This is a genomic window from Actinoplanes sp. CA-142083, assembly GCF_050942195.1.
Lineage (GTDB): Bacteria > Actinomycetota > Actinomycetes > Mycobacteriales > Micromonosporaceae > Actinoplanes.
In genome coordinates this window covers 74,131-99,476 of sequence record NZ_CP192076.1, presented here as the reverse complement: position 1 = coordinate 99,476, position 25,346 = coordinate 74,131, and the positions used below count along the sequence as shown (strand labels likewise).

Annotated in this window: 31 protein-coding genes and 1 tRNA gene; 15 read left to right on the top strand and 17 right to left on the bottom strand. The window is 68.8% G+C overall.

Annotated features, from left to right (window positions below; all coding sequences use genetic code 11):
- The first annotated feature begins 78 nt into the window (after positions 1-78).
- Positions 79-1,866, top strand: a complete 1,788-nt coding sequence (locus ACQPZX_RS00505) for an NHL domain-containing thioredoxin family protein (RefSeq protein WP_433372793.1) — start codon at positions 79-81, stop codon at positions 1,864-1,866.
- Here the strand turns inward: ACQPZX_RS00505 and ACQPZX_RS00500 are convergent.
- Genes ACQPZX_RS00500 through ACQPZX_RS00490 form a run of 3 tightly spaced genes read right to left on the bottom strand, consistent with a single transcriptional unit; the run spans position 1,863 to position 4,322 of the window.
- Positions 1,863-2,612 carry a LamB/YcsF family protein gene (locus ACQPZX_RS00500; protein ID WP_433386050.1) on the bottom strand — a complete coding sequence of 250 codons (750 nt, stop codon included), beginning with the start codon at positions 2,610-2,612 and terminating at the stop codon, positions 1,863-1,865. The genes ACQPZX_RS00505 and ACQPZX_RS00500 overlap by 4 nt on opposite strands.
- Positions 2,608-3,720, bottom strand: a complete 1,113-nt coding sequence (locus ACQPZX_RS00495; RefSeq protein WP_433372790.1) for a biotin-dependent carboxyltransferase family protein — start codon at positions 3,718-3,720, stop codon at positions 2,608-2,610. Before ACQPZX_RS00495 ends, ACQPZX_RS00500 begins: the two co-directional genes overlap by 5 nt.
- Positions 3,717-4,322, bottom strand: a complete 606-nt coding sequence (locus ACQPZX_RS00490) for a 5-oxoprolinase subunit B family protein (RefSeq protein ID WP_433372787.1) — start codon at positions 4,320-4,322, stop codon at positions 3,717-3,719. Before ACQPZX_RS00490 ends, ACQPZX_RS00495 begins: the two co-directional genes overlap by 4 nt.
- Before the next feature lie 79 nt (positions 4,323-4,401).
- Here ACQPZX_RS00490 and trhA point away from each other — a divergent pair, with 79 nt between their 5' ends.
- Complete coding sequence (trhA, locus tag ACQPZX_RS00485; protein ID WP_433372784.1) at positions 4,402-5,082, top strand: PAQR family membrane homeostasis protein TrhA; 681 nt, start codon at positions 4,402-4,404, stop codon at positions 5,080-5,082.
- Here trhA and ACQPZX_RS00480 read toward each other — a convergent pair.
- Entirely contained in the window at positions 5,058-5,420 is a 363-nt protein-coding gene (locus tag ACQPZX_RS00480) for a winged helix-turn-helix transcriptional regulator (protein WP_433372781.1), read from the bottom strand. The two genes, trhA and ACQPZX_RS00480, sit on opposite strands and share 25 nt — an antisense overlap.
- Before the next feature lie 114 nt (positions 5,421-5,534).
- Here ACQPZX_RS00480 and ACQPZX_RS00475 point away from each other — a divergent pair, with 114 nt between their 5' ends.
- The gene (locus ACQPZX_RS00475; RefSeq protein WP_433372777.1) at positions 5,535-6,371 is read left to right on the top strand and encodes an SDR family oxidoreductase; all 837 of its coding nucleotides are present in this window, start codon (positions 5,535-5,537) and stop codon (positions 6,369-6,371) included.
- A 72-nt stretch (positions 6,372-6,443) separates the two neighbouring features.
- Here the strand turns inward: ACQPZX_RS00475 and ACQPZX_RS00470 are convergent, their stop codons facing one another.
- Positions 6,444-6,722 carry a DUF6458 family protein gene (locus ACQPZX_RS00470; protein ID WP_433372774.1) on the bottom strand — a complete coding sequence of 93 codons (279 nt, stop codon included), beginning with the start codon at positions 6,720-6,722 and terminating at the stop codon, positions 6,444-6,446.
- A gap of 88 nt (positions 6,723-6,810) precedes the next feature.
- Between ACQPZX_RS00470 and ACQPZX_RS00465 the strand changes: the two genes are divergently transcribed.
- The gene (locus ACQPZX_RS00465) at positions 6,811-7,329 is read left to right on the top strand and encodes a SixA phosphatase family protein (RefSeq protein WP_433372771.1); all 519 of its coding nucleotides are present in this window, start codon (positions 6,811-6,813) and stop codon (positions 7,327-7,329) included.
- 6 nt (positions 7,330-7,335) lie between these two features.
- Here ACQPZX_RS00465 and ACQPZX_RS00460 read toward each other — a convergent pair whose 3' ends face one another.
- The gene (locus ACQPZX_RS00460) at positions 7,336-9,192 is read right to left on the bottom strand and encodes an acyl-CoA dehydrogenase (protein WP_433372768.1); all 1,857 of its coding nucleotides are present in this window, start codon (positions 9,190-9,192) and stop codon (positions 7,336-7,338) included.
- A 249-nt stretch (positions 9,193-9,441) separates the two neighbouring features.
- Here ACQPZX_RS00460 and ACQPZX_RS00455 point away from each other — a divergent pair, with 249 nt between their 5' ends.
- Positions 9,442-9,594, top strand: coding sequence for a hypothetical protein (locus ACQPZX_RS00455; RefSeq protein ID WP_433372765.1), 153 nt, complete (start codon positions 9,442-9,444; stop codon positions 9,592-9,594).
- Here the strand turns inward: ACQPZX_RS00455 and ACQPZX_RS00450 are convergent.
- A complete protein-coding gene (locus tag ACQPZX_RS00450) occupies positions 9,591-10,721 on the bottom strand; it encodes a PP2C family protein-serine/threonine phosphatase (RefSeq protein ID WP_433372763.1) in 1,131 nt (376 codons plus the stop codon). The two genes, ACQPZX_RS00455 and ACQPZX_RS00450, sit on opposite strands and share 4 nt — an antisense overlap.
- A 113-nt stretch (positions 10,722-10,834) precedes the next feature.
- On the opposite strand from ACQPZX_RS00450, the gene ACQPZX_RS00445 reads away from it, so the two are divergent.
- Positions 10,835-11,374, top strand: a complete 540-nt coding sequence (locus tag ACQPZX_RS00445; RefSeq protein WP_433372760.1) for a phosphoribosyltransferase — start codon at positions 10,835-10,837, stop codon at positions 11,372-11,374.
- Here the strand turns inward: ACQPZX_RS00445 and ACQPZX_RS00440 are convergent.
- Positions 11,359-11,634, bottom strand: coding sequence for a YciI family protein (locus tag ACQPZX_RS00440; protein ID WP_433372757.1), 276 nt, complete (start codon positions 11,632-11,634; stop codon positions 11,359-11,361). The two genes, ACQPZX_RS00445 and ACQPZX_RS00440, sit on opposite strands and share 16 nt — an antisense overlap.
- A 61-nt stretch (positions 11,635-11,695) precedes the next feature.
- Here ACQPZX_RS00440 and ACQPZX_RS00435 point away from each other — a divergent pair, with 61 nt between their 5' ends.
- Both ACQPZX_RS00435 and ACQPZX_RS00430 read left to right on the top strand, forming a co-directional pair.
- The gene (locus ACQPZX_RS00435) at positions 11,696-12,559 is read left to right on the top strand and encodes a TIGR03620 family F420-dependent LLM class oxidoreductase (protein ID WP_433372754.1); all 864 of its coding nucleotides are present in this window, start codon (positions 11,696-11,698) and stop codon (positions 12,557-12,559) included.
- Between the two features lie 67 nt (positions 12,560-12,626).
- Complete coding sequence (locus ACQPZX_RS00430; RefSeq protein ID WP_433372751.1) at positions 12,627-13,106, top strand: YcxB family protein; 480 nt, start codon at positions 12,627-12,629, stop codon at positions 13,104-13,106.
- Here the strand turns inward: ACQPZX_RS00430 and ACQPZX_RS00425 are convergent.
- Together ACQPZX_RS00425 and dcd are read right to left on the bottom strand one after the other, a co-directional pair.
- The gene (locus ACQPZX_RS00425; RefSeq protein WP_433372748.1) at positions 13,062-13,754 is read right to left on the bottom strand and encodes a class I SAM-dependent DNA methyltransferase; all 693 of its coding nucleotides are present in this window, start codon (positions 13,752-13,754) and stop codon (positions 13,062-13,064) included. The genes ACQPZX_RS00430 and ACQPZX_RS00425 overlap by 45 nt on opposite strands.
- Positions 13,755-13,820: 66 nt before the next feature.
- Positions 13,821-14,399 (bottom strand): dCTP deaminase, encoded by a 579-nt coding sequence (dcd, locus tag ACQPZX_RS00420; RefSeq protein ID WP_433372745.1) that lies wholly within the window; start codon positions 14,397-14,399, stop codon positions 13,821-13,823.
- A gap of 75 nt (positions 14,400-14,474) precedes the next feature.
- Between dcd and ACQPZX_RS00415 the strand changes: the two genes are divergently transcribed.
- Both ACQPZX_RS00415 and ACQPZX_RS00410 read left to right on the top strand, forming a co-directional pair.
- On the top strand, positions 14,475-14,975 hold the full coding sequence (locus ACQPZX_RS00415) for a pyridoxamine 5'-phosphate oxidase family protein (protein ID WP_433372742.1): 501 nt from the start codon (positions 14,475-14,477) through the stop codon (positions 14,973-14,975).
- A 53-nt stretch (positions 14,976-15,028) separates the two neighbouring features.
- A tRNA-Gly gene (locus ACQPZX_RS00410) sits at positions 15,029-15,099 on the top strand.
- 706 nt (positions 15,100-15,805) lie between these two features.
- Here the strand turns inward: ACQPZX_RS00410 and ACQPZX_RS00405 are convergent.
- From ACQPZX_RS00405 to ACQPZX_RS00395, 3 genes are all read right to left on the bottom strand, one after another.
- On the bottom strand, positions 15,806-16,099 hold the full coding sequence (locus tag ACQPZX_RS00405) for a hypothetical protein (RefSeq protein ID WP_433372739.1): 294 nt from the start codon (positions 16,097-16,099) through the stop codon (positions 15,806-15,808).
- A 72-nt stretch (positions 16,100-16,171) separates the two neighbouring features.
- Positions 16,172-16,462: a helix-turn-helix domain-containing protein gene (locus tag ACQPZX_RS00400; RefSeq protein WP_433372736.1), complete on the bottom strand. Its 291-nt coding sequence runs from the start codon at positions 16,460-16,462 to the stop codon at positions 16,172-16,174.
- A 19-nt stretch (positions 16,463-16,481) separates the two neighbouring features.
- A complete protein-coding gene (locus ACQPZX_RS00395) occupies positions 16,482-16,856 on the bottom strand; it encodes a type II toxin-antitoxin system RelE/ParE family toxin (protein WP_433372733.1) in 375 nt (124 codons plus the stop codon).
- 406 nt (positions 16,857-17,262) lie between these two features.
- Here ACQPZX_RS00395 and ACQPZX_RS00390 point away from each other — a divergent pair, with 406 nt between their 5' ends.
- Complete coding sequence (locus tag ACQPZX_RS00390; protein ID WP_433372730.1) at positions 17,263-17,682, top strand: DUF6278 family protein; 420 nt, start codon at positions 17,263-17,265, stop codon at positions 17,680-17,682.
- A 12-nt stretch (positions 17,683-17,694) separates the two neighbouring features.
- On the opposite strand, the gene ACQPZX_RS00385 is transcribed toward ACQPZX_RS00390, so the two are convergent.
- The 4 genes from ACQPZX_RS00385 to ACQPZX_RS00370 form a co-directional block, all read right to left on the bottom strand.
- Positions 17,695-18,252 (bottom strand): PIN domain-containing protein, encoded by a 558-nt coding sequence (locus ACQPZX_RS00385; RefSeq protein WP_433372727.1) that lies wholly within the window; start codon positions 18,250-18,252, stop codon positions 17,695-17,697.
- Positions 18,253-18,256: 4 nt separating this feature from the next.
- Positions 18,257-18,715, bottom strand: coding sequence for an excisionase family DNA-binding protein (locus ACQPZX_RS00380; RefSeq protein WP_433372724.1), 459 nt, complete (start codon positions 18,713-18,715; stop codon positions 18,257-18,259).
- Positions 18,716-18,777: 62 nt separating this feature from the next.
- Complete coding sequence (locus ACQPZX_RS00375; RefSeq protein ID WP_433372721.1) at positions 18,778-19,578, bottom strand: LamG-like jellyroll fold domain-containing protein; 801 nt, start codon at positions 19,576-19,578, stop codon at positions 18,778-18,780.
- A gap of 126 nt (positions 19,579-19,704) precedes the next feature.
- Entirely contained in the window at positions 19,705-21,354 is a 1,650-nt protein-coding gene (locus tag ACQPZX_RS00370) for a tannase/feruloyl esterase family alpha/beta hydrolase (protein ID WP_433372718.1), read from the bottom strand.
- Between the two features lie 255 nt (positions 21,355-21,609).
- Between ACQPZX_RS00370 and ACQPZX_RS00365 the strand changes: the two genes are divergently transcribed.
- The 4 genes from ACQPZX_RS00365 to ACQPZX_RS00350 are packed head-to-tail and all read left to right on the top strand — an operon-like array spanning position 21,610 to position 25,338.
- Positions 21,610-22,311 (top strand): 4-carboxy-4-hydroxy-2-oxoadipate aldolase/oxaloacetate decarboxylase, encoded by a 702-nt coding sequence (locus ACQPZX_RS00365; RefSeq protein ID WP_433372715.1) that lies wholly within the window; start codon positions 21,610-21,612, stop codon positions 22,309-22,311.
- Positions 22,304-23,374, top strand: coding sequence for a 4-oxalomesaconate tautomerase (locus ACQPZX_RS00360; protein WP_433372712.1), 1,071 nt, complete (start codon positions 22,304-22,306; stop codon positions 23,372-23,374). The genes ACQPZX_RS00365 and ACQPZX_RS00360 overlap by 8 nt, the downstream gene beginning before the upstream one ends.
- A complete protein-coding gene (locus tag ACQPZX_RS00355; protein WP_433372710.1) occupies positions 23,375-24,331 on the top strand; it encodes a VOC family protein in 957 nt (318 codons plus the stop codon).
- A complete protein-coding gene (locus tag ACQPZX_RS00350) occupies positions 24,328-25,338 on the top strand; it encodes an amidohydrolase family protein (RefSeq protein ID WP_433372707.1) in 1,011 nt (336 codons plus the stop codon). The genes ACQPZX_RS00355 and ACQPZX_RS00350 overlap by 4 nt, the downstream gene beginning before the upstream one ends.
- Positions 25,339-25,346 lie beyond the last annotated feature (8 nt).

Here is a 25,346-nt window from a genome sequence, read left to right as displayed (position 1 = left end):
CCTCTTGATAGTCGCTCCGTCGCGGAGGTCACGGACGGCTTGGTGGGAGCTGGCCATGATGTGCGGCACGATGGTGCGATGACTGCACGCGTACGGGCGCCCGAGCTGCGGGGCCACGGTTGGCTGAACACCGGTGGCAAGGACCTCACCCTGGCCGACCTGCGCGGCAAGGTCGTGCTGCTCGACTTCTGGACGTACGGCTGCATCAATTGCCTACATGTCCTCGACGAGCTGCGCCCCTTGGAGCAGAAGTACGGCGACGCCCTCGTGATCATCGGTGTGCACTCGCCGAAATTCGTGCATGAGCAGAACCACGAGGCGCTGGCCGCCGCCGTCGAGCGGTACGGCGTGCACCACCCGGTCATCGACGACGCCGACATGCACCTCTGGCAGCAGTACGCGGCGAAGGCCTGGCCGACGCTCGCGGTGATCGACCCGACCGGTTACCTGGTCGCCTCGATGGCCGGCGAGGGTCACGCCGAGGGCCTGTCCCGCCTGGTCGACGAGCTGATCGCGAAGCATTCCGCCGACGGCACGCTGCACCGCGGCGACGGCCCGTACGTCCCGCCCGCCCGCGCCGACACCCTGCTGCGCTTCCCCGGCAAGGCGATCGAGCTGCCCGGCGGCAACCTGCTGGTCTCCGACTCGGCTCGCCATTCGGTGGTCGAGCTGACCCCCGACGGCGAGACCCTGGTGCGCCGCTACGGGAGTGGCGAGCGCGGTGCGCCGTTCAGCGAGCCGCAGGGCCTGCTTCTGCTGCCCCCGGCCGTACGGGAAAAGCTTGGTTTTGATGTCGTCGTTGCCGATACCGTCAATCATCAGCTCCGTGGTCTCCGGCTCGACTCCGGCGAGATCACCTTGGTGGCCGGGTCCGGCAAGCCGTGGCGCGCCGCGGTCGAGGGCACGCAGCCGGCTCTCGAGGCCGACCTGTCCTCACCCTGGGACGTGGCCTGGTACGACGACAAGGTCATCGTGGCGATGGCCGGCATCCACGAGCTGTGGTGGTTCGACCCGACGGCCGGCACGGTCGGCGTCTACGCCGGCACCACCGTCGAGTCGTTGCGCGACGGCCCGATCCCCGACGTGTGGATGGCCCAGCCGTCCGGCCTGTCGGTGGGCGGCGACCGCCTGTGGATCGCCGACAGCGAGACGTCGGCGCTGCGCTACATCGAGGCCGGCGTGCTGCACACCACCGTCGGCCAGGGCCTGTTCGATTTCGGCCACGTCGACGGCCCCGCCAAGGAGGCCCTGTTCCAGCACCCGCTCGGCGTCGCGGCCCTGCCCGACGGCTCGGTGCTGGTCGCCGACACGTACAACGGCGCGGTCCGCCGCTACGACCCCGTCTCCGAAACCGTGTCCACCGTGGACTCGGGTCTCGCCGAGCCCAGCGACGTCCTGGTCACCGCCGCGGGCGAGGTCTTCGTCGTGGAGTCCGGCGGCCACCGCTTGGTCCACCTCGCTCCCGGCATCGTCAAGACCGTCACCGGCGAGCGCCACAAGACCGAGCGCCCGCCGTCCGAGATCGCCGCCGGCCCGCTGACGCTGGACATCATCTTCAGCCCCGCGCCCGGCCAGAAGCTCGACACCCAGTTCGGCCCGTCGACGCGGCTCGAGGTGTCGGCCGCACCGCCGGAGCTCCTGCTCGAGGGCGCCGGCGTGACCACCGACCTGTCCCGCCCGCTGGTGATCAACCCGGCCGTCGCGAAGGGCGTCCTGCAAGTGATCGCGCAGGCCGCGACCTGCGACGTCGACGAGGAGTTTCCCGCCTGCCACCTGACCCGCCAGGACTGGGGAGTGCCGGTCGTCGTCACCCCCGACGGCCCGTCCCGCCTGCCGTTGATCCTGCGCGGGATGGACGAGGGCTAGGCGAACGGCGCCACCACTCGGCCGGCGGCCACGAGGCCGGTTCGGACGCGCCCGGCCAGCTCCACCGCGCCGGGCGTATCCCCGTGCACGCAGATCGACTCGACCTCGCAGCTGACCACCACGCCGTCGGGGGTCTCGACCACACCCTCCACGGCCATCCGCACCGCCCGGGCGACCACCGCCTCCGGATCGTGGATCACCGCACCCGAAGCCGACCGGGGCACGAGCGTCCCGTCCGCCCGATAGCCCCGATCGGCAAACCCTTCCCCCACCACCGGCAGCCCCGCCGCCGATGCCAGCCGCGCGAGCACCGACCCCGGCTGGCACAGCACCGGCATCCCCGAGTCGTAGGCACGCACCGCCGCGACCACCGCCGAGGCCTGCCCCTCGTCGACGGCCGCGGTGTTGTAGAGCGCGCCATGCGGCTTCACATAGTCGACGCGCCCGCCCGCCACGCGACAGAACCCCTCCAACGCTCCAATTTGGTACAGAACGTCATCACGAAGCTCGTCGAGGTCGTAGTCGATCCGCCGCCGCCCGAAGCCCGCCAGATCGCGATAGCCGACCTGCGCGCCCACCGCCACGTCACGCGCCACCGCCGCACGACAGATCCGATGCATGGTGGCCGGGTCACCCGCGTGGAACCCGCACGCCACATTCGCCGAGGTCACGACGTCGAGCAGCGCCTCGTCGTCGCCGAGGGTCCACCGCCCGAAGCCCTCGCCGAGATCCGCGTTCAGGTCAATCGATCGCACGGAACCGCACCGTAGTCCCCGGCCGCGCCTGCGCCAGCGGCGTCACGTCGTCCACCACCCCGATCACCGGGTATCCGCCGGTCGTCGGATGATCCGCCAGAAAGATCAGCGGCTGCCCGTCCGCCGGCACCTGCACCGCCCCCAGCACCACGCCTTCGGAGGGCAATTCGCCGGCCTGGGCGCGGGTCAGGGCACTGCCGGCCAGCCGGCATCCGACGCGGTCGCTCAAAGGCGTGACCGTGTACGGCGACCCGAACAGTTCCCCCGTCACAAACCAATCGTCGCGCGGCCCGCCCCGCACCCCCAACACCAGCTCACCACCCCCTGTGGACAGCCAAGAAAAACTGTCAGACCCCCCTGCTTCACTGGGCCCCACCCAACCGGGCGGGGGCGGTCCGTGGCGCGCCGCCGAGGCTTCAAAATCGCGGACGAGCGGGCCGTGACGCGGCGGCGAGCCCCCAAAGTCGCCGTCGAGCGGACCCTGGCGCACAGGCGAGACCCCAAAATCACGGCCGAGCGTTCCGGGGCGCGACGCCGGGCCCCCAAAATCGCCGCCGAGCGTTCCGGGGCGCGCCGCCGAGTCCGCAACTTCGCCGCCGAGCGGACCCTGCCGCACCGCCGAGCCTCCAAACTCACGGCCGATGGGAAGGGTCATGCCGTCGACGAGCCGAGGCGGGCCCAGCCCCGACAGCGTGTCGGTCGAGCGACTCCCCAGCACCGGCTCGACGTCGATGCCGCCGGCCACCGCCACGTAGGACCGCACCCCACGCTGAGCCCGCCCGACATCAAGCACCGCCCCAGCCGCGACCGCAAAGGCGACCTCAAAAGCAGCCGCGGTCGAGACCGGCTGCTTGTCGACCCGCACCACCCCGAAGGCCCCGGTCACCGCCACCCGAGCCGCAACCTCGAACCGCAGCGCACACCCCATCAGGGTCGTCTCCAGGACGGCCGCCTCGACCGAGTTCCCGACCAGCGCGTTGGCCCGCCGCAACGCCGGCATGTCGAGCGCCCCGGAACGCGGAACCCCCAGATGCGCATAGCCGGGGCGGCCCAGATCCTGCACCGTGGTCAACGGACCCGCCCGCATCACCGTGATCATGCCGGCACCAGGCGCACGCGTGTGCCCGGCGTGAGCAGGGCCGGGTGCTCACGCCGTACGTCGAAAAGCCCTTGATCTGTATGACCCACCAGCCGCCACCCGCCCGGCGAAACCGCCGGATAAATCCCGACATAGTGGTCTGCTAGGGCTACCGAGCCGGCCGGAACGCGAGGCCGCGGAGCGGCGAGCCGAGGAACCGACCATTCGTCCGGGAGCCCGCGCATATAGGCAAATCCCGGAGCAAAGCCGCAAAAGGCCACCTGCAACGACGTCGACGCCAGGCGTTCCACAGCCGCCGACGGTGACACATTCCACCGCGCCGCGACATCTTCAAGATCTTCACCGTCGAAAGTGGTCGAAATCTCGACGAAAGACGCAGCCGCGACCGACGGCGCGGGCGGCGGCGGCAGCCCGGCCAGGAGCGCGGCCGTCGAGGAAATCACACCATCGAGCAGGATCGTTGTCGCGCCCGGCACGATGTCGACGAAGCGCAGCTCACCGGCCTCCCTGCGGCGCCACAGGTCGGCACGCCAGGCCTCCACCTCGTCACTGTCGCGACATTCGATAAGCAGCGCGCCGCTACCGACGGGCCTTACCCTCATGAACATCATCTTGCCGGACGCACCGGGGTGAGCGGACTCACTACTGGCCAGTAACTTACGGTGCCGTAACCTAGGAGGCGTGACGACTACCGCCCCGTTCCGGATGAAGCCGGCCGACCTCGGTAAACCCCGTCTGCGCGGCCGCCTCCATCAGTACGCGTTCTTCGTCGCCCTCGTCTGCGGCATCGTGCTCAGCTCGATCGCGCTCAGCCGCCCCGGCGTCGCCCCCTTTCTGAGCTGTGTCATCTACAGCGCCACCGTGTGCGGCCTGTTCGGGATCAGCGCGCTCTACCACCGCCGGGTGTGGAGCGAACGCGGCTACCAGATCATGCGCCGCATGGATCACTCGATGATCTTCATCTTCATCGCGGGCACCTACACACCCTTTTGCGTGGAGTTGCTGTCGCCCGGCAAGGCCACGCTGATGCTGGCCCTGATCTGGGGCGGCGCGATCGGCGGCGTGGCACTCAAGGTGATCTGGCCGCATCTGCCGCGATGGGCCGGCGCGCCGCTGTACGTGGCGCTGGGCTGGGCCGCGATCGCGATCCTGCCCGATGTGCTGCACCACGGCGGCGTCGCGTGCCTGGTGCTGCTGATCCTGGGCGGCGTGATCTACACGGTCGGTGCGGTCTTCTACGCCCTGCGCCGGCCGAACCCGTGGCCCAGCGTCTTCGGGCACCACGAGTTCTTTCACGCCTGCACGCTGGTCGCGGCCATCTGTCATCACATAGCGGTCTATTTCGCGTTGTACGCGTCGTAGGTCGAGCGAGCCGCCTGCACGTCCTCGATGTGCGTCTCGGCCCACTTCTCCAATCCCTCGACCAGCCCGTACAGGCTCTGCCCAAGTGAAGTGAGCGCGTAGTCCACCCGCGGCGGGACGACCGGATGAACCGTACGCGTGATCAGCCCGTCCCTCTCCAGCCCGCGCAGCGTCTGGGTGAGCATCTTGGGGCTGACGCCCTGGATGCGCTTGGCCAGCTCGGTGTACCGGTGGGTGCCGTCGGCCAGCATCACCACGACCAGCACGCTCCAGGTGTCGCCGATCCGGTCGAGGATCTGCCGGCTCGGGCAGTCGGCGGCGTAGGCATCAGGCAGCATCCCGCCAGTATCTCTCGGGTAAGTACCGCACTTCAAGGTGCCCACTATCTTTTGGGAAGTGATCTCTGACCTGCGGCGTTGGCTCCCTTTGACAGCCATATTAGGGAGAACACCATGACCATCGTCGTCACCGGCGCCACCGGGCACCTCGGCCGCCTCGCCATCGAGTCCCTGCTGGCCAAGGGGGTGCCGGCCAGTGAGATCGTCGGTCTCGGCCGCCAGGTCGACAAGATCGCCGACCTCGGGATCACCGTGAAGCAGGTCTCCTACGACGACGTCGACGCGCTCACTGACGCGTTCCGCGGCGCCGGCAAGGTGCTGTTCATCTCGGGCAGCGAGGTGGGCCGGCGCATCCAGCAGCACACCAACGTGGTTACCGCGGCCAAAAACGCCGGCGTCGGCCTGGTCGTCTACACCAGCGCACCCAAGGCTGACACCACCGACATGAAGCTGGCCGCCGAGCACCTGTTCACCGAGCGCCTGCTGGCCGACTCGGGCCTGCCGCACACGATCCTGCGCAACGGCTGGTACATCGAGAACTACAACGTCCAGCAGGCGCTGGAGCACGGCCTGTTCGGCGCGTCCGGCAACGGCCGGATCGCCGCGTCGCCGCGGGCCGACTACGCCGAGGCCGCGGCGTCCGTCATCGCGGGCGAGGGTCACGCCGGCAAGGTGTACGAGCTGGGCGGCGAGCCGTTCACGATGGAGGAGCTCGCCGCCGAGATCTCCCGGCAGTCCGGCCGGACGGTCACCTACACCGACCTGCCCGAGGAGAAGTACGTCGAGCTGCTGGTCGGGGTGGGCCTCCCGGAGGCCGCCGCCGAGATCTTCGCCGACTCGGACCGCGCGGCTTCGCAGGGCGCCCTCGACGTGCCGCGCACCGACCTCGAGGCGCTGCTCGGCCGCCCGGTCACGCCGCTGTCGACCTCGATCCGCAACGCCCTGTCCTGAGAAAGCGCGCGACGCCGACCCGGGCCGCCAGGGGGATGGACGGCTGCGGGTCGGCGTCGCGGGTTCGGGGGATCAGTAAGCGGGGGGCGGGGGCGGCGGCGCGTCGTCGCGCCGCGTCTCGCGATACTCGGCCGCGTAGCTCGGGCCGGCGACCGGAGTCTGGGTCTGTCGCGTCACCACGGTCCGGCGACGGCTGTTCCAGTACCACAGCGTGACGATCAGCCCGATCAAACCGGCAGCCATCAGGATCCACCCGATGACGTTGATGTCGAGTCCACTGATGTCCGCGTTGACGGCGAACGCCAGGATCGCCCCCACCGCCAGCAGGAAGATACTTCCGCCGATGCCCATCGCCGGGCCTCCTTGTTCCTTACCGGGGTCAATGCCTCGGTGTGGGGTTACCCAGGCGGTCCGATCTGTAATCAGGCAAGCTGGTTCCATGACCATTCGGACGCTCGTACTTCTCCGCCACGCCAAGGCCGAGACCCCCGGCGACGACCCCGATTTCGCCCGCAAACTCACCACACGCGGCGAGAACGACGCGGACGCGGCCGGCGCCTGGCTGGCCGACGAGCGTATCCATCCCGATCTGGTCTTCTGCTCGCCCGCGGCGCGCACCCGGCAGACCTGGCAGGGCGTCTCGATCGCGCTGGCCCAGGCGGGAAAGGGCGGCGTCAGCCCCGAGGTGCGTTACGAGAAGGGCCTGTACGCGGGCGGCCGCACCGAGGTCTTCGACCTGCTCCGCACGGTTCCCGACACCGTCCACACGGTGCTGGTGGTCGGCCACAACCCGACGGTGTCCGAGGTGTCCATCCTGCTCGTCCCCGACGCCGAGTGGGACGGGCAGGAGGTCGAGCTGCGCACCGCTGGGCTGGCCGTGCACCGCGCGAAAGGGCCGTGGGCGCAGACCGAACGGGGATCGATGTCCCTGATCGAGCGCCACACGGCCCGGGGCTGACGTGCTTTAGAAGACTTCCTCGGGAAGGTCCATGATGTCCAGCGTCGCGTTCTCGATGATGCGGCGGTCGGCGCCGACCCGCGGCAGCACCTCGCGGGCGAAGAAGCGGGCCGCCGCGACCTTGCCCTCGTAGAAATGCTTGTCGGCCTCGGAGACCTCGCGGCCGAGGGCCTTGAGCGCGATCTCTGCCTGGCGGAGCAACAGCCAGGCGAGTACGACGTCGCCGAGCGCGAGCAGGATGCGGCGGGAGTTCAGGCCCACCTTGTAGAGCTCGCGGGTCTCGCCGCCCTGGACCGCGCCGAGCCAGCCCATGGTCGCGCCGAGGATCTGCTGGAGCTCGCCGAGCGCCTTGCCGAGCGCGAGCCGCTCCTCCTTGAGCTGGCCGTTGCCGGCCTCGCTCTCGACGAAGCCCTGCATCTCGGTGGCGAGAGTGGCAAGCGAGCGGCCCTGGTCCTTCACGATCTTGCGGAAGATCAGGTCGAGGCTCTGGATCGCGGTGGTGCCCTCGTACAGGGTGTCGATCTTCGCGTCGCGGACGTACTGCTCGAGCGGGTAGTCCTGCAGGAAGCCGGAGCCGCCGTACGTCTGCAGCGCCTCGTGCCCGAGCAGCTCGTACGCCCGCTCGGAGCCCACGCCCTTGACCAGCGGAAGCAGCAGGTCGTTGACCTTGGCGGCGGCCTTGGCCGCCTTCTCGTCGCCGGCGGCCTGCGCGATGGCGACCTTGTCCTGCCAGGTGGCGGTGTAGATGACCAGCGCGCGCAGCGCCTCGGTGTACGACTTCTGCAGCATCAGCGAGCGGCGTACGTCGGGGTGGTGGGTGATCGTGACGCGAGGCGCGGCCTTGTCGTCGTTCTGCACCAGGTCGGCGCCCTGGACGCGGTTCTTGGCGTACTCGAGCGCGTTCAGGTAGCCGGTGGACAGGGTGGCGATCGCCTTCGTGCCGACCATCATCCGGGCGTACTCAATGATCATGAACATCTGCCGGATGCCCTGGTGCACGTCGCCCAGCAGCCAGCCCTTGGCCGGGGTCCCGTGCTCGCCGAAGGTCAGCTCGCAGGTGTTGGAGACCTTGAGGCCCATCTTGTGCTCGACGTTGGTGGCGTAGACGCCGTTGCGCTCGCCCAGCTCGCCGGTCTCGGCGTCGAAGTGGTACTTCGGCACGATGAACAGCGACAGGCCCTTGGTGCCCGGGCCGCCCACGCCCTCGACGCCGACCGGGCGGGCCAGCACGTAGTGGATGATGTTGTCGCTCAGGTCGTGCTCGCCGGACGTGATGAACCGCTTCACGCCCTCGATGTGCCACGAGCCGTCGGGCTGCGGGATGGCCCGCGCGCGGCCGGCGCCGACGTCCGAACCCGCGTCCGGCTCGGTGAGCACCATGGTCGAGCCCCACTGCTTCTCGACGAAGAGCTTGGCCCACTCCTTCTGCTCCGGAGTGCCCTCGGTGTGCACGACATGAGCGAAGGACGGGCCCGAGGAGTACATCCAAACGGGGGCGTTCGCGCCCAGAATTTTTTCCGCCAGCGCCCACCACAGGGCCCGCGGCGCCAGGGTGCCGCCGAGCTCGGAGGGCAGGTCGAGACGCCAGAACTCGGAGGCCATCCAGGTCGCGAACGACTTCTTGAACGACTCGGGCAGCGGCGCGGTGTGCGTGGCCGGGTCGAAGACCGGCGGGTTGCGGTCGGCGTCGATGTAGCTCGCCGCAAGATCCTCGGTCGCTAGCCGGTTGACCTCGGCGAGGACGTCGCGCGCGGTCTCGACGTCGATCTCGTCGTACGGCGCCTGGCCGAACGCACGATCAGCCTCGAAGACCTCGAACAGGTTGAACTGGAGGTCCCGAAGGTTGCTCTTGTAGTGAGTCATGGAGCTGGCCCCGCTTCCGAACGACGCGAGTGAAACGCGAGTTACCCGTCAGTAACTCCCACTGTATTACCCATCGGTAGGAGCGGACAAGCCGCAAGGGGTTCTGACACGAACCGGCGGATCGGTGGGCGGCGGCACAGCCGTTCGGTCAATAACCGTCGACGAGCGTCGCACCGACGTATCGAGCGGTCTCGTCGCTCGTTGCTTGGGATAGAGCTTCTCTCTTTGTCGGAGCCAAGGGGGCGCGCCATGTTCGCCACGATCAAAAATCTGATTCCCGAGCCTCGCCAGGCCGACCAGCCTCGCAACTACGTCGGCAAGCACCGCCAGGCCGACACCGTCCCACCGGCCTCGCCGGCCCCTTCCGAGGAGCCCGAGAAGGCCGACACGGCCGCCGCCTAACTGCCGGCGGCGCCGACCTCCCAGCTCGGCATGGGCACGGTCGGACCGTCGCCGGGACCCGTGTACTCCAGAAGCACCAGCGCGATGTCGTCCTCGAGACGGCCGTGCACCCAGTCGACCAGCGCGGTCTCCAGCGACGCCAGGCCGTCGCCGACCGTGCCGTGCCCGAGCAGCCGCCACGCTCGGTCCGCGGTTGGGAAGAACTCGCCGTCCTGTCGCGCCTCGCCCAGCCCGTCGGTGAACAGCAGCAGCCGATCCCCCGGCTCCAGGCGCTCGACCCGGGCCTTGACCTCCGGCATGAAGCCCAGCGGCGGCGCCGGTGCGGCCGGCTCCAGCGAGATCACCTGACCGCGACGCAGCAGCAGCGGCGCCGGATGTCCACAGTTGACGATCGTGAGCGTCCCGCCCCGCTCCTCGACCAGCGCGGCGGTCACGAAATCCTCGTCGCCGACGCTGCGGGCCACCGCCCGGTCGAGATCGGCGGCCACCGCCTTGAGATCGGCCCGCTCATAGGCCACATGCCGATAGGACCCGAGGACGATGCTCGCGAGGCGAACCGCGTCCAGTCCCTTGCCGCGCACGTCGCCGATGATGATGCGTACGCCGTAGGGCGTGTCCAGGGCTTCGTACAAGTCCCCGCCGATATCGGCGGCCGCGGTTGCCGAGATGTAGCGGCCGGCGACGGCGAGCGAACCCACCTGGGGCCCGATCGGACGCAGCACGGCCTGCTGGGCCACAGCCGCGAGCCGCTGCAGCTCCGCGATCCGGTCGGCCTGCCGCTGCCGGATCGTCGCCCCCGCCGCCGCGATGCCGGTGGCCACGATGACGCCGACGATGTTGACCACGCCGGACATGCCCTGCACGGGGTCGACCCCGACGAAGACCATCCCGACGATCGTGGCCAGCGCGCCCACCACCACGACGGTCTGCCAGAAGGCGAAGACCGCGGCGAGGAACGGGACGGCGGCGAGGAGGCCGACGAAATGCGCGTGCGGGCCGTCGGCCAGCTCCACGGCGGACACGACCGCGAGCAGCACGAGGGCCGCGCCGAGGCCGGCGCGGGATCCAGGACTGAGCGGGCGGCGACGGCCCGGCGTGAGAGTCGGCATGGTTACGCGGAACAGCATGCCCGATCAGGGCGAGTCACTGCATCAACTTGACCCCTAGTCTGACTCGGTTCTAACCACCCGTTTCATCGCAGGGGGGTCGGTCGGGCCGTTCGTGGTGACAGGATGTCCGCGTGTCAGTCGATCTTCGTGATCTCCTCCGGTCCCGCTTCCGCTGGACCGACCCCGGCGACGGCAGCGGCTACGTGGTCAGCGACCGCTCCGGCTGGTGGCGGGATCCTCTGATCATTTCCGGTCTCGGCGAGGCGCTGGCCGACCTGTTCCGCTCCTCCTCGCCGACCGTGGTCGTCTCGCCGGAGGTCACCGGGTTCCTGGTGGGTCCCCTGGTGGCGCGGGCTTTGGGCGCCGGTTTCGTGGAGGCATATCGCGCCGGGGCGCGGCGTCCGATCGCGGAGCCGATGATCTGGGCGACGGTTCCCAGTGATCATCGAGGAGATCAACAGCAGTTGGGTGTACGGGTGGGGCTGGCCGGCCCGGACGACCGGGTGCTGGTGGTCGACGACTGGGCGGCCACCGGGGCCCAGTGCCGGGCGTTGCGAAGCCTGTTTCCCGGCACGTACGTGGGCACCGCAGTCATCGTCGACGAATGTTCGCCCAATGTTTCCACCGAGCTGAACATTCGCGGACTCCTGAGCGGTCAGGACTTGCCGTAGTCCTTGAGCGCGCCGACGGTCGGGTTCCAGCCGCGCGCCTCGTACTCGGCGATCCCGCGCACCAGGTACGGGTCCCGCGAGATCACCTCGCGGGCCGCCGCCTCGTAGGCGACGTCGAGCAGCACCATGCCGCCCACCGGTGGATCCTGCCGGCCGGCCGCGACCAGCGTGCCCTGCGCGAACAGACCCTCCAAAAAGGCCAGATGCTCGTCGCGCACCTTCGCCACCTCGTCGAGCGGGACCAGATAAGTCGAGATCATCAGGTACACGGTGACGTTCCTCTCCGGGCGGTTGAACGCCCCCGATCGTACGATCCGAGGTGTGGACGACTTCGGGCGCTACGGAATCTGGATCTCCCGCAGGCACTGGCCGGACGACGCCGGGCAGACCGCAAGCGCCGCGCAGGAGCTGGAAAGCCTCGGCTTCGGCTCGGTCTGGATCGGCGGCAGCCCGCCGGATGATTTGCTGCTGCCCGAGGCCCTGCTGGCGGCAACGTCCCGCCTGGTCGTGGGGACCAGCATCGTGGATATCTGGCGCAGCGACGGCCCGCGTCTGGCGGCGTCGCACGCCCGGATCCAGGGCCAGTTCCCTGGCCGCTTCTACCTGGGCGTCGGCTCCGGTCACGCCCCCACCGCCGAGGCGATGGGCCAGCTCTACGAGAAGCCGCTGAGCCGCCTGCGCACGTTCCTGACCGAGAAGCTCCGCGAGGTGCCCCCGGCCGAGCGCATGATCGCGGCCCTGGGTCCCAAGACCCTCGCCGCGGCCCGCGACCTGACGGCCGGCGCCCTGCCGTACCTGATGCCACCGGCCCACACCGCCGAGGCCCGCTCGATCGTCGGCCCCGATCGCCTGCTGATCCCCGAGCAGAAGGTTTTCCTCGGCACCGACGCCGGCCACGCCCACGAGGTGGCCCGGCGCATGGCCCGCAGCTACCTGGCGATGCCCAACTACACGAACGCACTGCGCCGCTTCGACCTGACCGAGGCCGACCTGTCCGGCGAGGGCAGCGACCGCTTCCTCGACCAGGCCGTCATCTGGGGCGACGACGACGCGATCCGGGCCGGCATCGACGCCCACCTGTCCGCGGGCGCCGACCACGTGGCGATCCAGGTGCTCCCCGCCGACCCCACCGACCACCTCCCCCGCGAGGAATGGCGCCGCCTGGCCAAGCTGCTGAATCTCTGATCGGCTCCCCTCCGGGTCATCCGAGTGGCCTATGCCCGACTAGGCCCGGAAAAGTTACATTTTGGGAGTGTTCTTTCAGATCACCACCCGGCCGGACGCCCGGCTCGTTGCCTCGGCCGTGCGCCGCGGGCTGCGCCCCCTGTTGCTGACCGCCCGCGGGCTCGGCTGGGCCGCGATCGCCCTGGCCCTGATCCTCGAAGTGACGACGGACGGCGGCCCCTATCTGACGCTGCTGCTCGCCGGCGCCCTGATCGCGGTCGGCATTCCGATGTTCCTGGTCAACTCGGGCACCCGGGACGCGCTGCACGAAGGCGACCTCACCACCTACGAGATCAGCGACGGCGGCGTGGCGAGCTCCAACCTGGCCGCCCGCCACGCCTACGCCTGGAACGCCTTCCGCTCGGTCGAGGAGGCCCCCGGCCAGCTGATCTTCGGCCGCAGCCGCACCAGGTTCCTCACGGTCCCCACGACCGGCCTGACCGGGGCCCAGATCGAGCAGGTTCTAGGCGCCGCCTCCGTCCACGGCCTCCGGGTCCGCCGCATTTAGCGGTTTCACCCCCACGACGTACCCCTGCGGCTGTTTCTCCCTCGCCTCCGGCGCCCGCACCATCCGCATCTGCTCTTCGAAGCCCGCCTTGGCCAGCAGGTCGGTCATGAGCTCGACGGGATAGTCGTAGGTCTCCAGATCGACGTCGTGCCCGTAAGCACAGGTCAGCGCCCTCCGCTGATCACCGACTTTGAAGGCGACCAGCACAATCCCACCCGGCTCCAGAACGCGGAAGAACTCGGCAAACGCCGCCGGCAGCAGCGAAGCCGGCGTGTGGACCAGCGAATACCAGGCCACCAGCCCGGCCACGCTCGCGTCGGGACGGTCGATCTCGAACAGCGAGCCGACCTCGAACTTCAGCCCCGGATGCTCGTGCCGCGCTATATCCACCATCCGGGGTGACAGGTCGATCCCACTGGCATCGACATCCAAGTCAGCCAGGAACGCAGCCGCCCGCCCAGGCCCGCAGCCGACGTCGACGACCGGCCCCTTCACCAGGTCGGAAAACGCTTCCAGCATCGAACGATCCCAGGTGGAATCCGCCATGAGACCGCTGAGCATGTCGGTATAGCCGGCCGCCACCACGTCGTACGCGATGCGGGTCTTGCGGAGATAAGTGGTCGCTACTGGATCTTGAGTCACTGTCATGGCGACAGCCTTCCAGCGCGGCTCCAGAGGGCGCCACCGGCAATTTCCAGCCTGTGGATAACTCTGTCAGGCGGTCGGCCAGACCCGGAAGTTCTGCGCCGAACGGCTCGGCGTCGGGCCGCGTTGTCCCTGGTAGCGCGAGCCGTAGACGGCAGAGCCGTAGGGATGCTCGGCCGGCGAGGACAGGCGGAAGATGCAGAGCTGCCCGATCTTCATGCCCGGCCACAGCTTGATCGGCAGATTGGCCACGTTGGACAGCTCCAGCGTCACGTGCCCCGAGAAGCCCGGGTCGATGAAGCCGGCCGTCGAGTGCGTCAGCAGCCCCAGCCGCCCGAGGCTGCTCTTGCCCTCCAGCCGCCCAGCGAGCTGCTCGCCCAGCGTGATCACCTCGAGCGTCGAGGCGAGCACGAACTCGCCCGGGTGCAGCACGAACGCCTCGCCCGGGGCCACCTCGACCAGCGCGGTCAGATCGTCCTGCTGTTCGGCCGGGTCGATGTGGGTGTAAAGGTGGTTGTTGAACACCCGGAAGAACCTGTCCAGCCGCACGTCGATGCTGGACGGTTGCATGAGCGCCGGCTCGAACGGCTCGAGGGCGAGATCGCCTGACTTGATCTCACTGACGAGGTCGCGGTCGGAGAGCAGCATCGCAACACCATACCGAGCTGCACTTTCGGCGTGTTTCCCTGGGCGTGTCGAACATATGTTCGATAGAATCACCTCATGGCTTCCTGGTCCGATTTCGCCGCCGCCGACCCGTCGCTGGCTGCAGCCATCCGCGCCCTGTTCGAGCAGTACGGTCCCGGCATGGCCTACCTGGCCACAGTCCGCCCCGACGGCGGCCCCCGGGTCCACCCCGTCTCGCCGGTGATCACCGACGAGGCGCTCTACTGCTTCATAGTCGCGTCCCCCAAACGACGCGACCTGGCCCGCGACGGCCGTTACGCCTTGCACTCCTTTCCCCCGGAAGAGAGCGACGACGAGGCCTACCTGTCGGGCCGAGCCACCCGAGTCCACGACCCGGTCGTGATCGCCACCCTCTCCGAGGCTTGGCGCGCCTCCCCCGCGGTCGACTGGCACCTCTACGAGCTCCAGATCGACACGGCCACCCTCCGCCGCCATGGCCCGACCGGCGCCCTTCCTCTGGCAGCCACTCCCACCGTCCACCCCATGTCCCGCACCTGGAGAGCCGAGTTATCCCGCCCCCTGGCCATCGCGAGTTAGGGGCGGGCCGCTCCCGCCACGGCCGTCACAAATCAGGTACAGTGATGCCCGCCGCGGGTGTAGTTCAATGGCAGAACATCAGCTTCCCAAGCTGACAGTGCGGGTTCGATTCCCGTCACCCGCTCAGAGGCAGGGGCCCTGTGTCCGCGGAAAGCGCGGACCGGGGCCTCTTCGCATTCCACCCTGGGGGGCGACCCCCCAGACCCCCACGGTGACTGTTGGTTGCGGTGGGTGCATGGTTGGGCCTGCAGACCCCAGACCCACCCCAGACCCGCACGGTGACTAGTGGCTGCGGCGGGTGCAATGGTGGGGCCTGCAGACCCCAGACCCACCCCAGACCCGCACGGTGACTAGTGGCTGCGGCGGGTGCAATGGTGGGGCCTGCAGACCCCAGACCCACCCCAGACCCCACGGGTGCGATGGGCGCGCTTGCGGTCGGAAGCCGGCTGCGGGCCATTAGCGGGCCATTAGGCGGCCGACTCGTTGCTGGCGAGCGGCTTTGGCCGGCGCTTGCTCGGCTTGCGTCGAAGCGCCTTTACCGCCTTGTCCATCGCCGAGGCGGTCACGCACTCCGCCCACTTGACCAGCTGGTTGAAAGTGCCGCGCCATACAGTCCGGCCGCTCTCTCCGCTGAAGACGAACGCGTCCTCCGCCGCGCCGACATGCGCGGTCGAGTGTCTCTTCAGGGCGTAGCCGACGAGTCGGATCCGCTCGAGGTCCTGCGCTGGGCAGGCACGACAGGGAACCAGACCCTCACGAAGACCGTTGAAGACGCGCTCTGCGCGGCCGAGCTGCGCGCCGCCGAGAGCGCCGCACCCACCCTCCGTGTCCTATCGGCGTGGCGTGGCTGGGTCGTGGTTGTTGGTCTTTACCAAACGCCAGTGTCCTGCCAGCAGGCGCTGTGCCTCATCGAGGAAGGTCTTACGGTCAGCTTGTTGAGTGAAGCGGAAGGTCACCTCGTGCCCGCTCTTTCGCCAGTCGCCCTCTCCCGTGCCGCCCCAAGCAATCTGCTTGTACTTGCCTGACTCGCAGTACTGGCACAGCGCGCGAAGCAGATGCAGCACGGCGACGTCGGTTGTCGTGACGGTGACACTGAACTTGCAGGCCGCGTGATGAGCGCTCATCAGAAGCCTTCCTGGCGATGCAGTTAACAGAATCGGGGACGCGGTGCGCCGCCGGCCGGATCTCGTGCCTGATCAGGCGGTGACAGAGTCGTGGGGGCGGAACGCGATGTCGAGGTCGGCGTCCAGTGCTGCTGCGAGGCGGGCCAGCAGAGGCACGGTCGGGGTGGCTCCGCCGGACTCTAGGCGGGAAAGCTGCGGCTGGGTCATACCAGCGCGCTCCGCGAGGTCGGCTTGGGTCATCGCCAGTTCGATGCGCCGGTCGTGAACCATCTGCCCGAGCAGCAACGCCGCGCGGGCTTCCTCGTAGGCGGCCGCGTGTTCGTCGGCGCCGGTGCGCTCCCAACGGGTGTGACGCGTGGTCATCAGCGGTCCCTCCGGTTCCTCAGAGCCATTTCCGGTCGTAGATCTCGGTCGCAGGAGCGTGGGCCTCATGTCCTGACTCGCACACTTGCTGGGCTGTGATCGCTCGAGCGACCTCAGAACGCTCAATCTGCCTGGTCTTGCGAAACACGGTCAGCAACACCGCCCGTGCGCCCGGAGCCAGCCAGTAACTGATCCGAACCGCAGAGCGGTCAAGGTGAAACCTCAGCTCACGAGTCTTGCCGCTGAGATGCCGCGAGTAGGGCTCTCCGAGCATGTCAGCTCGTTCAGCAAGGATGTCCGCCATGGCCTCGACCTTCGCGTAGTCCTTGATCCGTAACAGGTCGAGCCAGTCCCGCACCTCGGGCTCCAGCTCGATGTCATAGCGGCCACCCACCGGGCGAGCATATACCGTCTTTGGTATATCGGCCAGATCATAGCCGCTCTGCAACCTGAGGCAGAGACCGCGCTCACACGCCAGCCGCGGCGCGGCTGTCCATGCTGACAATGCGGGTTCGGTTCCCGTCACCCGCTCCGAGGCAGCGCCCTCTGTCCGCGGAAGCGCGGACCGGGGCCTCTTCGCATTCCACCCTAAGGGGCGACCCCCAGACCCCCACGGTGACTGTTGGTTGCGGTGGGTGCATGGTGGGGCCTGCCCGTCGTCCGGCCGGTCTCTCCGCTGGGCGGCGATCGCCTGCGCACCTCGAAGTGGAACCACAGGGCGCTCGAGCTACGTGCCGACTCTCAATAGGCGGCGGGAGCGTCGGTACGATCGCGCGATCGCACGAGGCTGGAGGGGATTTATGCAGCTGCGGCTGAAGTATGCGCCGGCGCCGGAGAACGCGGGGCTGTTTGCGGCGGACATTGTTGGGTCGGCGGCTCAGGTCAGTGGGGTGGAGCTTGACTACACGCCGGAGAGTCTGGCGCTTGTGGACGGCATCTTTGACGAGTTTCGGGCTGACGGGGTCACCAGCGAGCAGCTTGCGGAGACGCTCTTCGGGTTCGGATGCTACGTCGGTGAGGTTCTGACCCGGAACGCGGGCGGGCGGTGGCGCGCGACGACCGAGCAAGAGCAGGCCCTCGCCGGGTGGCCGATGATGGTCGAGCTGGGCGAGCAGCGCTGGTGCAACCCGATCGCCAAGGCCTTCAAGCGCCTCGACAACGGCCCCGAGGACAGCCTCCGCTACTTCTACACCGTGTTCGCATCGGGCGGCGCCCACTGAGGGAAACGCAGGTCACGGGCGGGCGCGAAGCTCTGCGACGCTCATCGCCAAGCCTGAACGCTCCAGCCTGTCCAGGACATCGTCGATACCGCCGGGCGGGTTCTTCCACGAGTCAGCGATCTGCTGCACTGACGCGTAGATCGCGCTTCGGTCCAGGCTTATCTGGTCACGAACGAACTCGTCGGGAGACTTCGGGTCCACATCCCATTTGTGCAGCTCGTCGGCAGGGAAGTCACGGAGATTGGCGGTGACGATCACCTGGGCCCGTGCCTTGATCGCCGCCGCGAGCACGTGGCGATCGTCCGGATCGGGCAGCTTGAGGGAATCGATCAGCGCTTGGTGACCGCTGACCTTCCAATCCCGAACCGCCGTCGCCATGAGGCCTCGAGTCCGTTCCAGCTTGCGCCGGTCCAGATCGGGACGCTGCCGACGCAAGGCGTCGAACACCTCGTCGAGGATGTCTTCGGTCCACTTGGCCTGTACGAGGCCGGACTGCGCAATTCGGATGAGCAAATCCCTCAGCGTGCTCGGATAGAGCACGCTGGCGTCGTAGACCACGACGAAAGACATGCCGCTAACTCAGATCCATGTCCTGAGCCAACTGAGCCAGCTCGTCCGCCGCCGCTCGGCGCCGCGCGTCGTCGCGGATCTTGTAGGCGAGGACCGAGCCGGCCAGCACGCGGCGATGGGTGCCGACCTTGCGGAATTCGATCTCGCCGGCCTCCAGCAGGCCGATCAGGTATGGCCGCGACACGTTGAGCAGGTCGGCGGCCTGCTGGGTGGTCAACTCCGCGTGCTCTGGCACAACTGAGACGCCGTGCCCGTTGGCCATATGCGCCAGGATCCGAGCCAGCAACTCGACGGCTCCGCGCGGAACGACAAGCTCGGCGCCGTCTCCGTCGTCGATCACGCGAACGATTGCCGGACCGGAAGGGTGGGTGCGTAGGTATTGCTGGACGCGGGGAAGCGCTTCGGCCGCCACCGCTACCGACTCCTCGTCGGGGTTCACCGGGCTCAACGCCGCTGCTGACATCTCCACCTCCCCAATGTAAACGAATTATCCGCAGCAGTCGCAATAAACGCAACAGCGATAACCTAGTCGCCGATGGTGAGGAAGACGTTGTCTATCTCGCCGGCGTACTGGTCGTTGCCCTGAGCTGGGCCCTTACCTCCTACGCGCAGCGGCTCCGCGTTCGCGATCGACACCCGTGGTGGCACCCGGACCCACGCCCGCGGCACCCCGTCCACGATCGTGGTGAGGCGGTTGTTGGCGCGCACGCACGTCAAGTCGTGCCACCGGCCGTCGGCCACGTCGATCCAGGGCTCCGCGCGGTAGATGCGGCCGGTGCGGCCGGTGATGACGCAGCTGGGGTGACCAAGGCGGTGGTCGACCTGGAGCTTGAACTGGCTCACCCCGCCGACCGAATAGCCCTTCTGCAGCACATTCGCCCCGTCCGACAGGTCGCCGTGGGTCATCAGCACCGAGGCGCCGTACTGCAGGGTGCGTGTGCCGGGGTTGAGGTCGTCGTCGCGGAAGCCCTCGAGGATCGCCCGCGGGCAGTCGATCTCCTGGGTCAGCGTGCAACGGTCGGGATAAGCGACGGCAAGACCGACACCCTGGGGTACGAGGCGGAGCGCGCCACCGTTCTGGCCCAGCGGCCGCAGTTCGTGGCCGCCGGCCAGGTCGGTGATCGGCTGCCGCACGCCGCCGTCGAACGTGTAGCGCAGGCTCACCGGCGACGCGGCGACGCCGACCGCGCCCTCGACGACCGGCATGGGCGCCCGGAACCCCGCGGAGGGCAGGACGCCGGCGATCGGCGGCGTGATGGCTGAGGCCTGAGCGGGGACGAGCCCGGTGAGGATGAGGACCATCCCGGCGAGGGCGAGACGAGACATGCGGCAATTGTCCGGATTACCCGGCGAATAGCGAAATCCACACCGAACGCGCGCCCAAATCCCTCGGATTGCACCCGGAAGTGGTACCCAATGCGGGTGGCCCAAGCCGGGCCACCCGCACGAGAGTCAGAAGATCAACCGGTCGGGACTGCAGACGAGCTTCCCGTTCACAACCCGGCATTCACCTTGATAGCCGTGCGTGTACAACGGCGCCCCGAGCCACCGATACCCGACGGACGACGAGGTCCGCGGCGTGTAGGCGACGAAATTGGCCGCGTCGTCGGTGCTCCCCGACCCGTCGTAGCGAGCCACCGCCGGATACGGATAGACCGGCCGGGTGCGCGTCACGACCCCGGCGTCCACCTTGGACGCGATGATCTTGTACGGCGCCACGCCGTGCTCGACCCAGTTCATCACCGGCGTGAGCACGTCGAACGTGCTGGGACCGACCCCGCCGCCGCAATGCGCCATCCCGGGGAAGAGATACAGCCGCGCAAAGCTGTCCACCGCGCGGCCGCCCATGGTGGAACGCATGGCGTCGTAGTAGTTCAGCGTCGCCTGCGGCGAGATGTGCTGGTCGGACCACCCGTGCCAGAGGATCAGCTTGCCACCGCCGCGCCGGAACCGGGTGAGATCCGGGTCGGTCGCCGACAGGTACAGCGACGTCTGCACCGTCTTCCAGAACGACGCCTTCGTGAACTTCAAATCCGTCAAGGCATAGGAAGGCGAGGCCACGTTGAAGTAAGCGAGGTACCGCAGGAACGACAACGCGATGTTCTCGCTGAACGTCGTCTGCCCCTGCGCCGACGGCACGAACAACGTCCAGTCCAGCTCCGACCCCCACTCGTGCGAGATCGGCTGCTCGAGCCGGTTGCCGAAGGCGTCCGTGGCGCCGTCGTGCAGCTTGCGCACGACGGTAGCTTGCGCTCGGGTGAGACAAGACGCCGAGGAAGAGCAGACCATCGCGTACGGGTCGAAGTGGCAATTTCGCGGATCGTCGAGAACCCCGTCCACGACTCCGTCGAGCCCGTCACAGGCCGCCAGCACCGCGTTGTGGATCACCGGCAGCTTGTCCGCGAGCAGGATGTAGTTGCCCGCCGCGTCCTTGTTGGCCAGCACGTTCCACGCGTGGTGGAAGGTGTTCTGCACGACGATGTTGCTGGCCGGCGCCCCGGCCGCGATCCCGTCGAAGTCGTCGGGGTACCGCTGCGCCTCCATCACGGCCTCGCGCCCGCCGTCGGAGCACCCGTCGAAGTAGCTGTACGCCGGCGACCGCCCGTAGAACCGCTTGATGATCTCCTTGGCGACCACCGAGGTCACGTGCACCCCGCGGTACGCGAAGTCGATCTGCGCCTGCGGGTTCCCGGCCGCCCACGACCCGTCGTTCTGGCCCTGGTGGCCCATGTCGGTGGTGGCGCTGGCGATCGTCCCGTCGACGATCGGCTGGCAGGTCGCGGCCTGCGTGTAGTTGATGGTCGAGCTGCCGCAGAGCCCACCGCACCCGGTCTGCAGGTAGCGCTTCGTCCACCCCTGGGTGGGCAGGCGCATGACGATGGTGTTGTTCGGCGCGATGGTCCCGGTGACGGCGCAGTACGGCGCCGGCGCCCCCGCGCTGGTCACGGTGGCCGACTTGATCGTGACGCCGGGCAGGTGGATCCCGGTCACGTCCGCGCAGTTCATCACCGGTTCGACGACACGCGGCTCGTGCGAGGAGGAAGCGTTGGCCGGAGTGGGTAAGAGGAGGAGGGCGGCCACAACCGCCACGACTCTCAGCATGTGCGATCTCCTTTGCCGGAGGCCGAGCTGGATTGGGCCACACGCTAGACCTCGACACATCTGGGAAACAAGATGGCGGCCAATATTGTCAACAATCGGCGAAGCGGCCACTGCGAGAAGCCGACGGGCGCAGAATCCTGTCGGCGCGATTGTTGACAATCTGCGCGGGCCCCCTAGGCTCTAACCCGTAACAGCGGCGCAGCGGGGCGAGCGCGACGCGCCACCAAGTCCCGCCGGGATTTCGGAGGCTTGGGTATGAGGACCGTCGTGGTAACGGATCCGCCGCGGGCGGACATCGACGACGCCGACACCCTGGGCGGCTACGGCGTGGCCACCGTGCACGAGGCTCTCGGCCGGGTCGGCTATCTCGGCCCCGAGTTCCGCCCGGCCTGGCCCGGCGCGCGGATGGGCGGCACCGCGGTTACCGTGCTCTGCTGGCCCGGCGACAACCTGATGATCCACGTGGCGGTCGAGCAGTGCCGCCCCGGCGACGTCCTGGTCGTCGCGACGAACTCGCCGTCCACCGACGGCCTGTTCGGCGAGCTGTTCGCCACCGCCCTCCGCAGGCGCGGCGTACGCGGCGCGGTGCTGGCCAGCGGCGTACGAGATGTCTCTGATCTTCGTGAAATGCAGTTTCCCGTCTGGTCGCGGGCGATCAGCGCCCAGGGTTCGGTCAAGGCGACCGCCGGCGCCGTCAACGTGCCGATCGTGCTCGGCGGCCAGACGATCCACCCCGGCGACGTGATCCTCGGCGACGACGACGGCGTCACGCTCGTGCCCCGGCTCGACGTGCCCCGGGCCCTGAAGGCGGCCAAGGCGCGCCTCGACAAGGAGGCCGCGGCCCGGGCGGCCTTCGCCGAGGGCGAGCTCGGCCTCGACCGGTACGGCCTGCGCGAGAAGCTCCCCGGGCTGGGCATCGAGTACGTCTCCTACGAGGAGTACGTCAAAGGTGACTGATTACGACAGCACCGGCGTCCGCTGCATGATGCTGCGCGGCGGCACCTCGCGCGGTCTCTATTTCGAGCCCGCCGACCTGCCCGCCGACCCGGCCGAGCGCGACGACCTGTTGCTGCGCCTGATGGGCACGCCCGACCCGCGCCAGATCGACGGCCTCGGCGGCGCCACGTCGCTGACCAGCAAGGTTGCCGTGATCAGCCGTTCCGGGCACCCGTCGGCCGACATCGACTACCTGTTCCTGCAGCTCGGCGTCGACGAGCCCACCGTGAGCACCCAGCAGAACTGCGGCAACATCCTGGCCGGCGTGGGACCCTTCGCCGTCGAGCGGGGCCTCGTGGCCGCCGATGAGAAAGAGACCAGCGTCCGCATCCGCATGGTCAACTCGGACAGCATCGCGGTCGCCACCTTCGCCACCCCCGGCGGCAAGGTCGAGTACCGCGGCGACGTCGTCATCTCCGGTGTCCCGGGGAGCGCGGCCGGCATTGTGCTGGCGTTCGCCGACACCGAGGGCTCGGCCACCGGCAGCCTGCTGCCCACCGGCAACGTCCGCGACGAGATCGACGGCATCTCGGTGACCTGCGTCGACAACGGCATGCCGGTGGTGCTGGCGATGGCCGGGGAGTTCGGCCTGACCGGGTACGAGTCGCACGCGCTGCTCGCCGCCGACCAGCCGCTGCTCGGCCGGATCGACGCGTTCCGGCGCAAGGCCGCCCAGCTCATGGGCCTCGGCGACGATCCCGGCTCGGTCCCCAAGACCGTGCTGCTCGCCCCGCCCCGCGACGGCGGCCGGCTCAGCACCCGCTCGTTCATCCCGGTGCAGCCGCACACCTCGATCGGCGTGCTGGCCGCGATCAGCGTGGTCACCGGCATGCTGCTGCCCGGTGCGATCGGCAACGAGCTCACCGCGGACTGGCCGGCCGACAGTTCCCAGGTCGACGTCGAGCACCCGACCGGACACCTGCTGGTCGACGTGCTGGTCGACGGCGAGAAGGTCCTCCGCTCGGGTGTGGTCCGCACCGCCCGCAAGCTCTTCGACGGCATCGTCTATCCCCGGGGAGAATAAATGCACCAGATCGCGCATCTCGCGCACATCGAGCTCCGCACGCCGGTCCTCGAGGAGAGCGTCGCGTTCTTCACCAACTACCTGGGGCTGACCCCGAACGGCGAGGAGAACGGCTCGATCTTCCTCCGCGCCTGGGACGACTACGAGAACATCACGATCAAGCTCACCCCCCACGAGACGAGCGGCGTCGGGCGCACGTTCCTCCGAGCCGCGAGCCCCGAGGCACTCCAGAAATTGCAGGAGGAGATCGAGGCGACCGGCCGCGGCATCGGCTGGCAGGACGGCGATCCCGGTTACGGCCCGACCTACATCTTCACCGACCCCGACGGGCACGAGTTCGGCCTCTACTACGAGAGCGCTTGGTTCCGGCCGAGCGACGACCTGCGGCCGGCTTTGAAGAACCAGGCGCAGGCGTACCCGGCCCGGGGCGTCAGCGTGCGCCGCCTCGACCACATCAACTACCTGGGCGTCGACGTGGTCGCCAACCGGGACTTCCTGCGCGACACCCTGGGCGCGCTGGTCACCGAGCAGATCGTGCTCGACGACGGCAGCATCGCGGGCAGCTGGACGACCTTCACCAACAAGGGCTACGACGCCGTCTACACCCGCGACCGCACCGGCACGACCGGCCGCCTGCACCACATCGCGTTCGCGACCGACACCCGCGAGGACATCCTCAAGGCCGCCGACATCGCGTTGGAGCAGGGCGTCTTCATCGAGACCGGTCCCCACAAGCATGCCATTCAACAAACCTTCTTCCTGTACGTGTACGAGCCCGGCGGAAACCGCATCGAGTTGTGCAACGCCGGGGCCCGTCTGGTGATCGCCCCCGACTGGCAGCCGGTGGACTGGACCGAGGCCGAGCGGGCAAAGGGCCAGGCGTGGGGCCTGAAAACCATCGAGTCGTTCCACACGCACGGCACGCCGCCGGTCGCGTCGGGGGGAGAAACCAAGTGATCATCGACTGCCACGGGCACTACACGACGGTGCCCGCCGCGCACACGAACTGGCGCAAGGCGCAGCTCGCGGCGTGGGAGGCCGGCGACGCGACCCCGGTGTACCCGGAGATTTCGGACGACGAGATCCGGGAGTCGATCGAGGGCAGCCAGCTGCGGCTGATGCGCGAGCGCGGCGTCGACCTGACGATCTTCTCCCCGCGCGCCTCGGCGATGGCCCACCACGAGGGCGACGAGACCGTGAGCCGGCAGTGGGCCGAGGCCTGCAACGACCTGATCTACCGGGTCACCCAGCTGTACCCGGAGAGCTTCGCCGGGGTCTGCCAGCTGCCGCAGTCGCCGGGCGTGCCGATCGCCAACTCGATTGCCGAGCTGCGCCGCTGCGCCGAGGAGCTGGGCTTCGTCGGCTGCAACCTGAACCCCGACCCGAGCGGCGGCCACTGGACCTCGGCGCCGCTGACCGACCGCGGCTGGTACCCGTTCTACGAGGCCATGGTCGAGCTGGACGTGCCGGCCATGGTGCACGTCTCGGCGGTGACCAACCCGAACTTCCACGCCACCGGCTCGGCCTACTTGAACGCCGACACCACCGCGTTCATGCAGTTCCTGCAGGCCGACCTGTTCAAGGACTTCCCCGAGCTGCGGATCGTCATCCCGCACGGCGGCGGCGCGGTGCCGTACCACTGGGGTCGTTTCCGCGGCCTGGCCGACATGCTCGAGCGGCCGCCGGTGGAGGAGGCCGTGATGCGCAACGTCTTCTTCGACACCTGCGTCTACCACCAGCCCGGCATCGACCTGCTCTTCGAGGTCATCGACATCGACAACCTGCTGTTCGGCTCCGAGATGGTCGGCGCCGTGCGCGGCATCGATCCCCGGACCGGCAACTACTTCGACGACACCCGCCGGTACGTCGAAGCGTTGGATCTTGCGACCGGCGACCGCGAGAAGGTCTTCGAGAGCAACGCCCGGCGCGTCTACCCGCGACTGGAACAGCTGATCAAAGCCTGAGGAGAGCC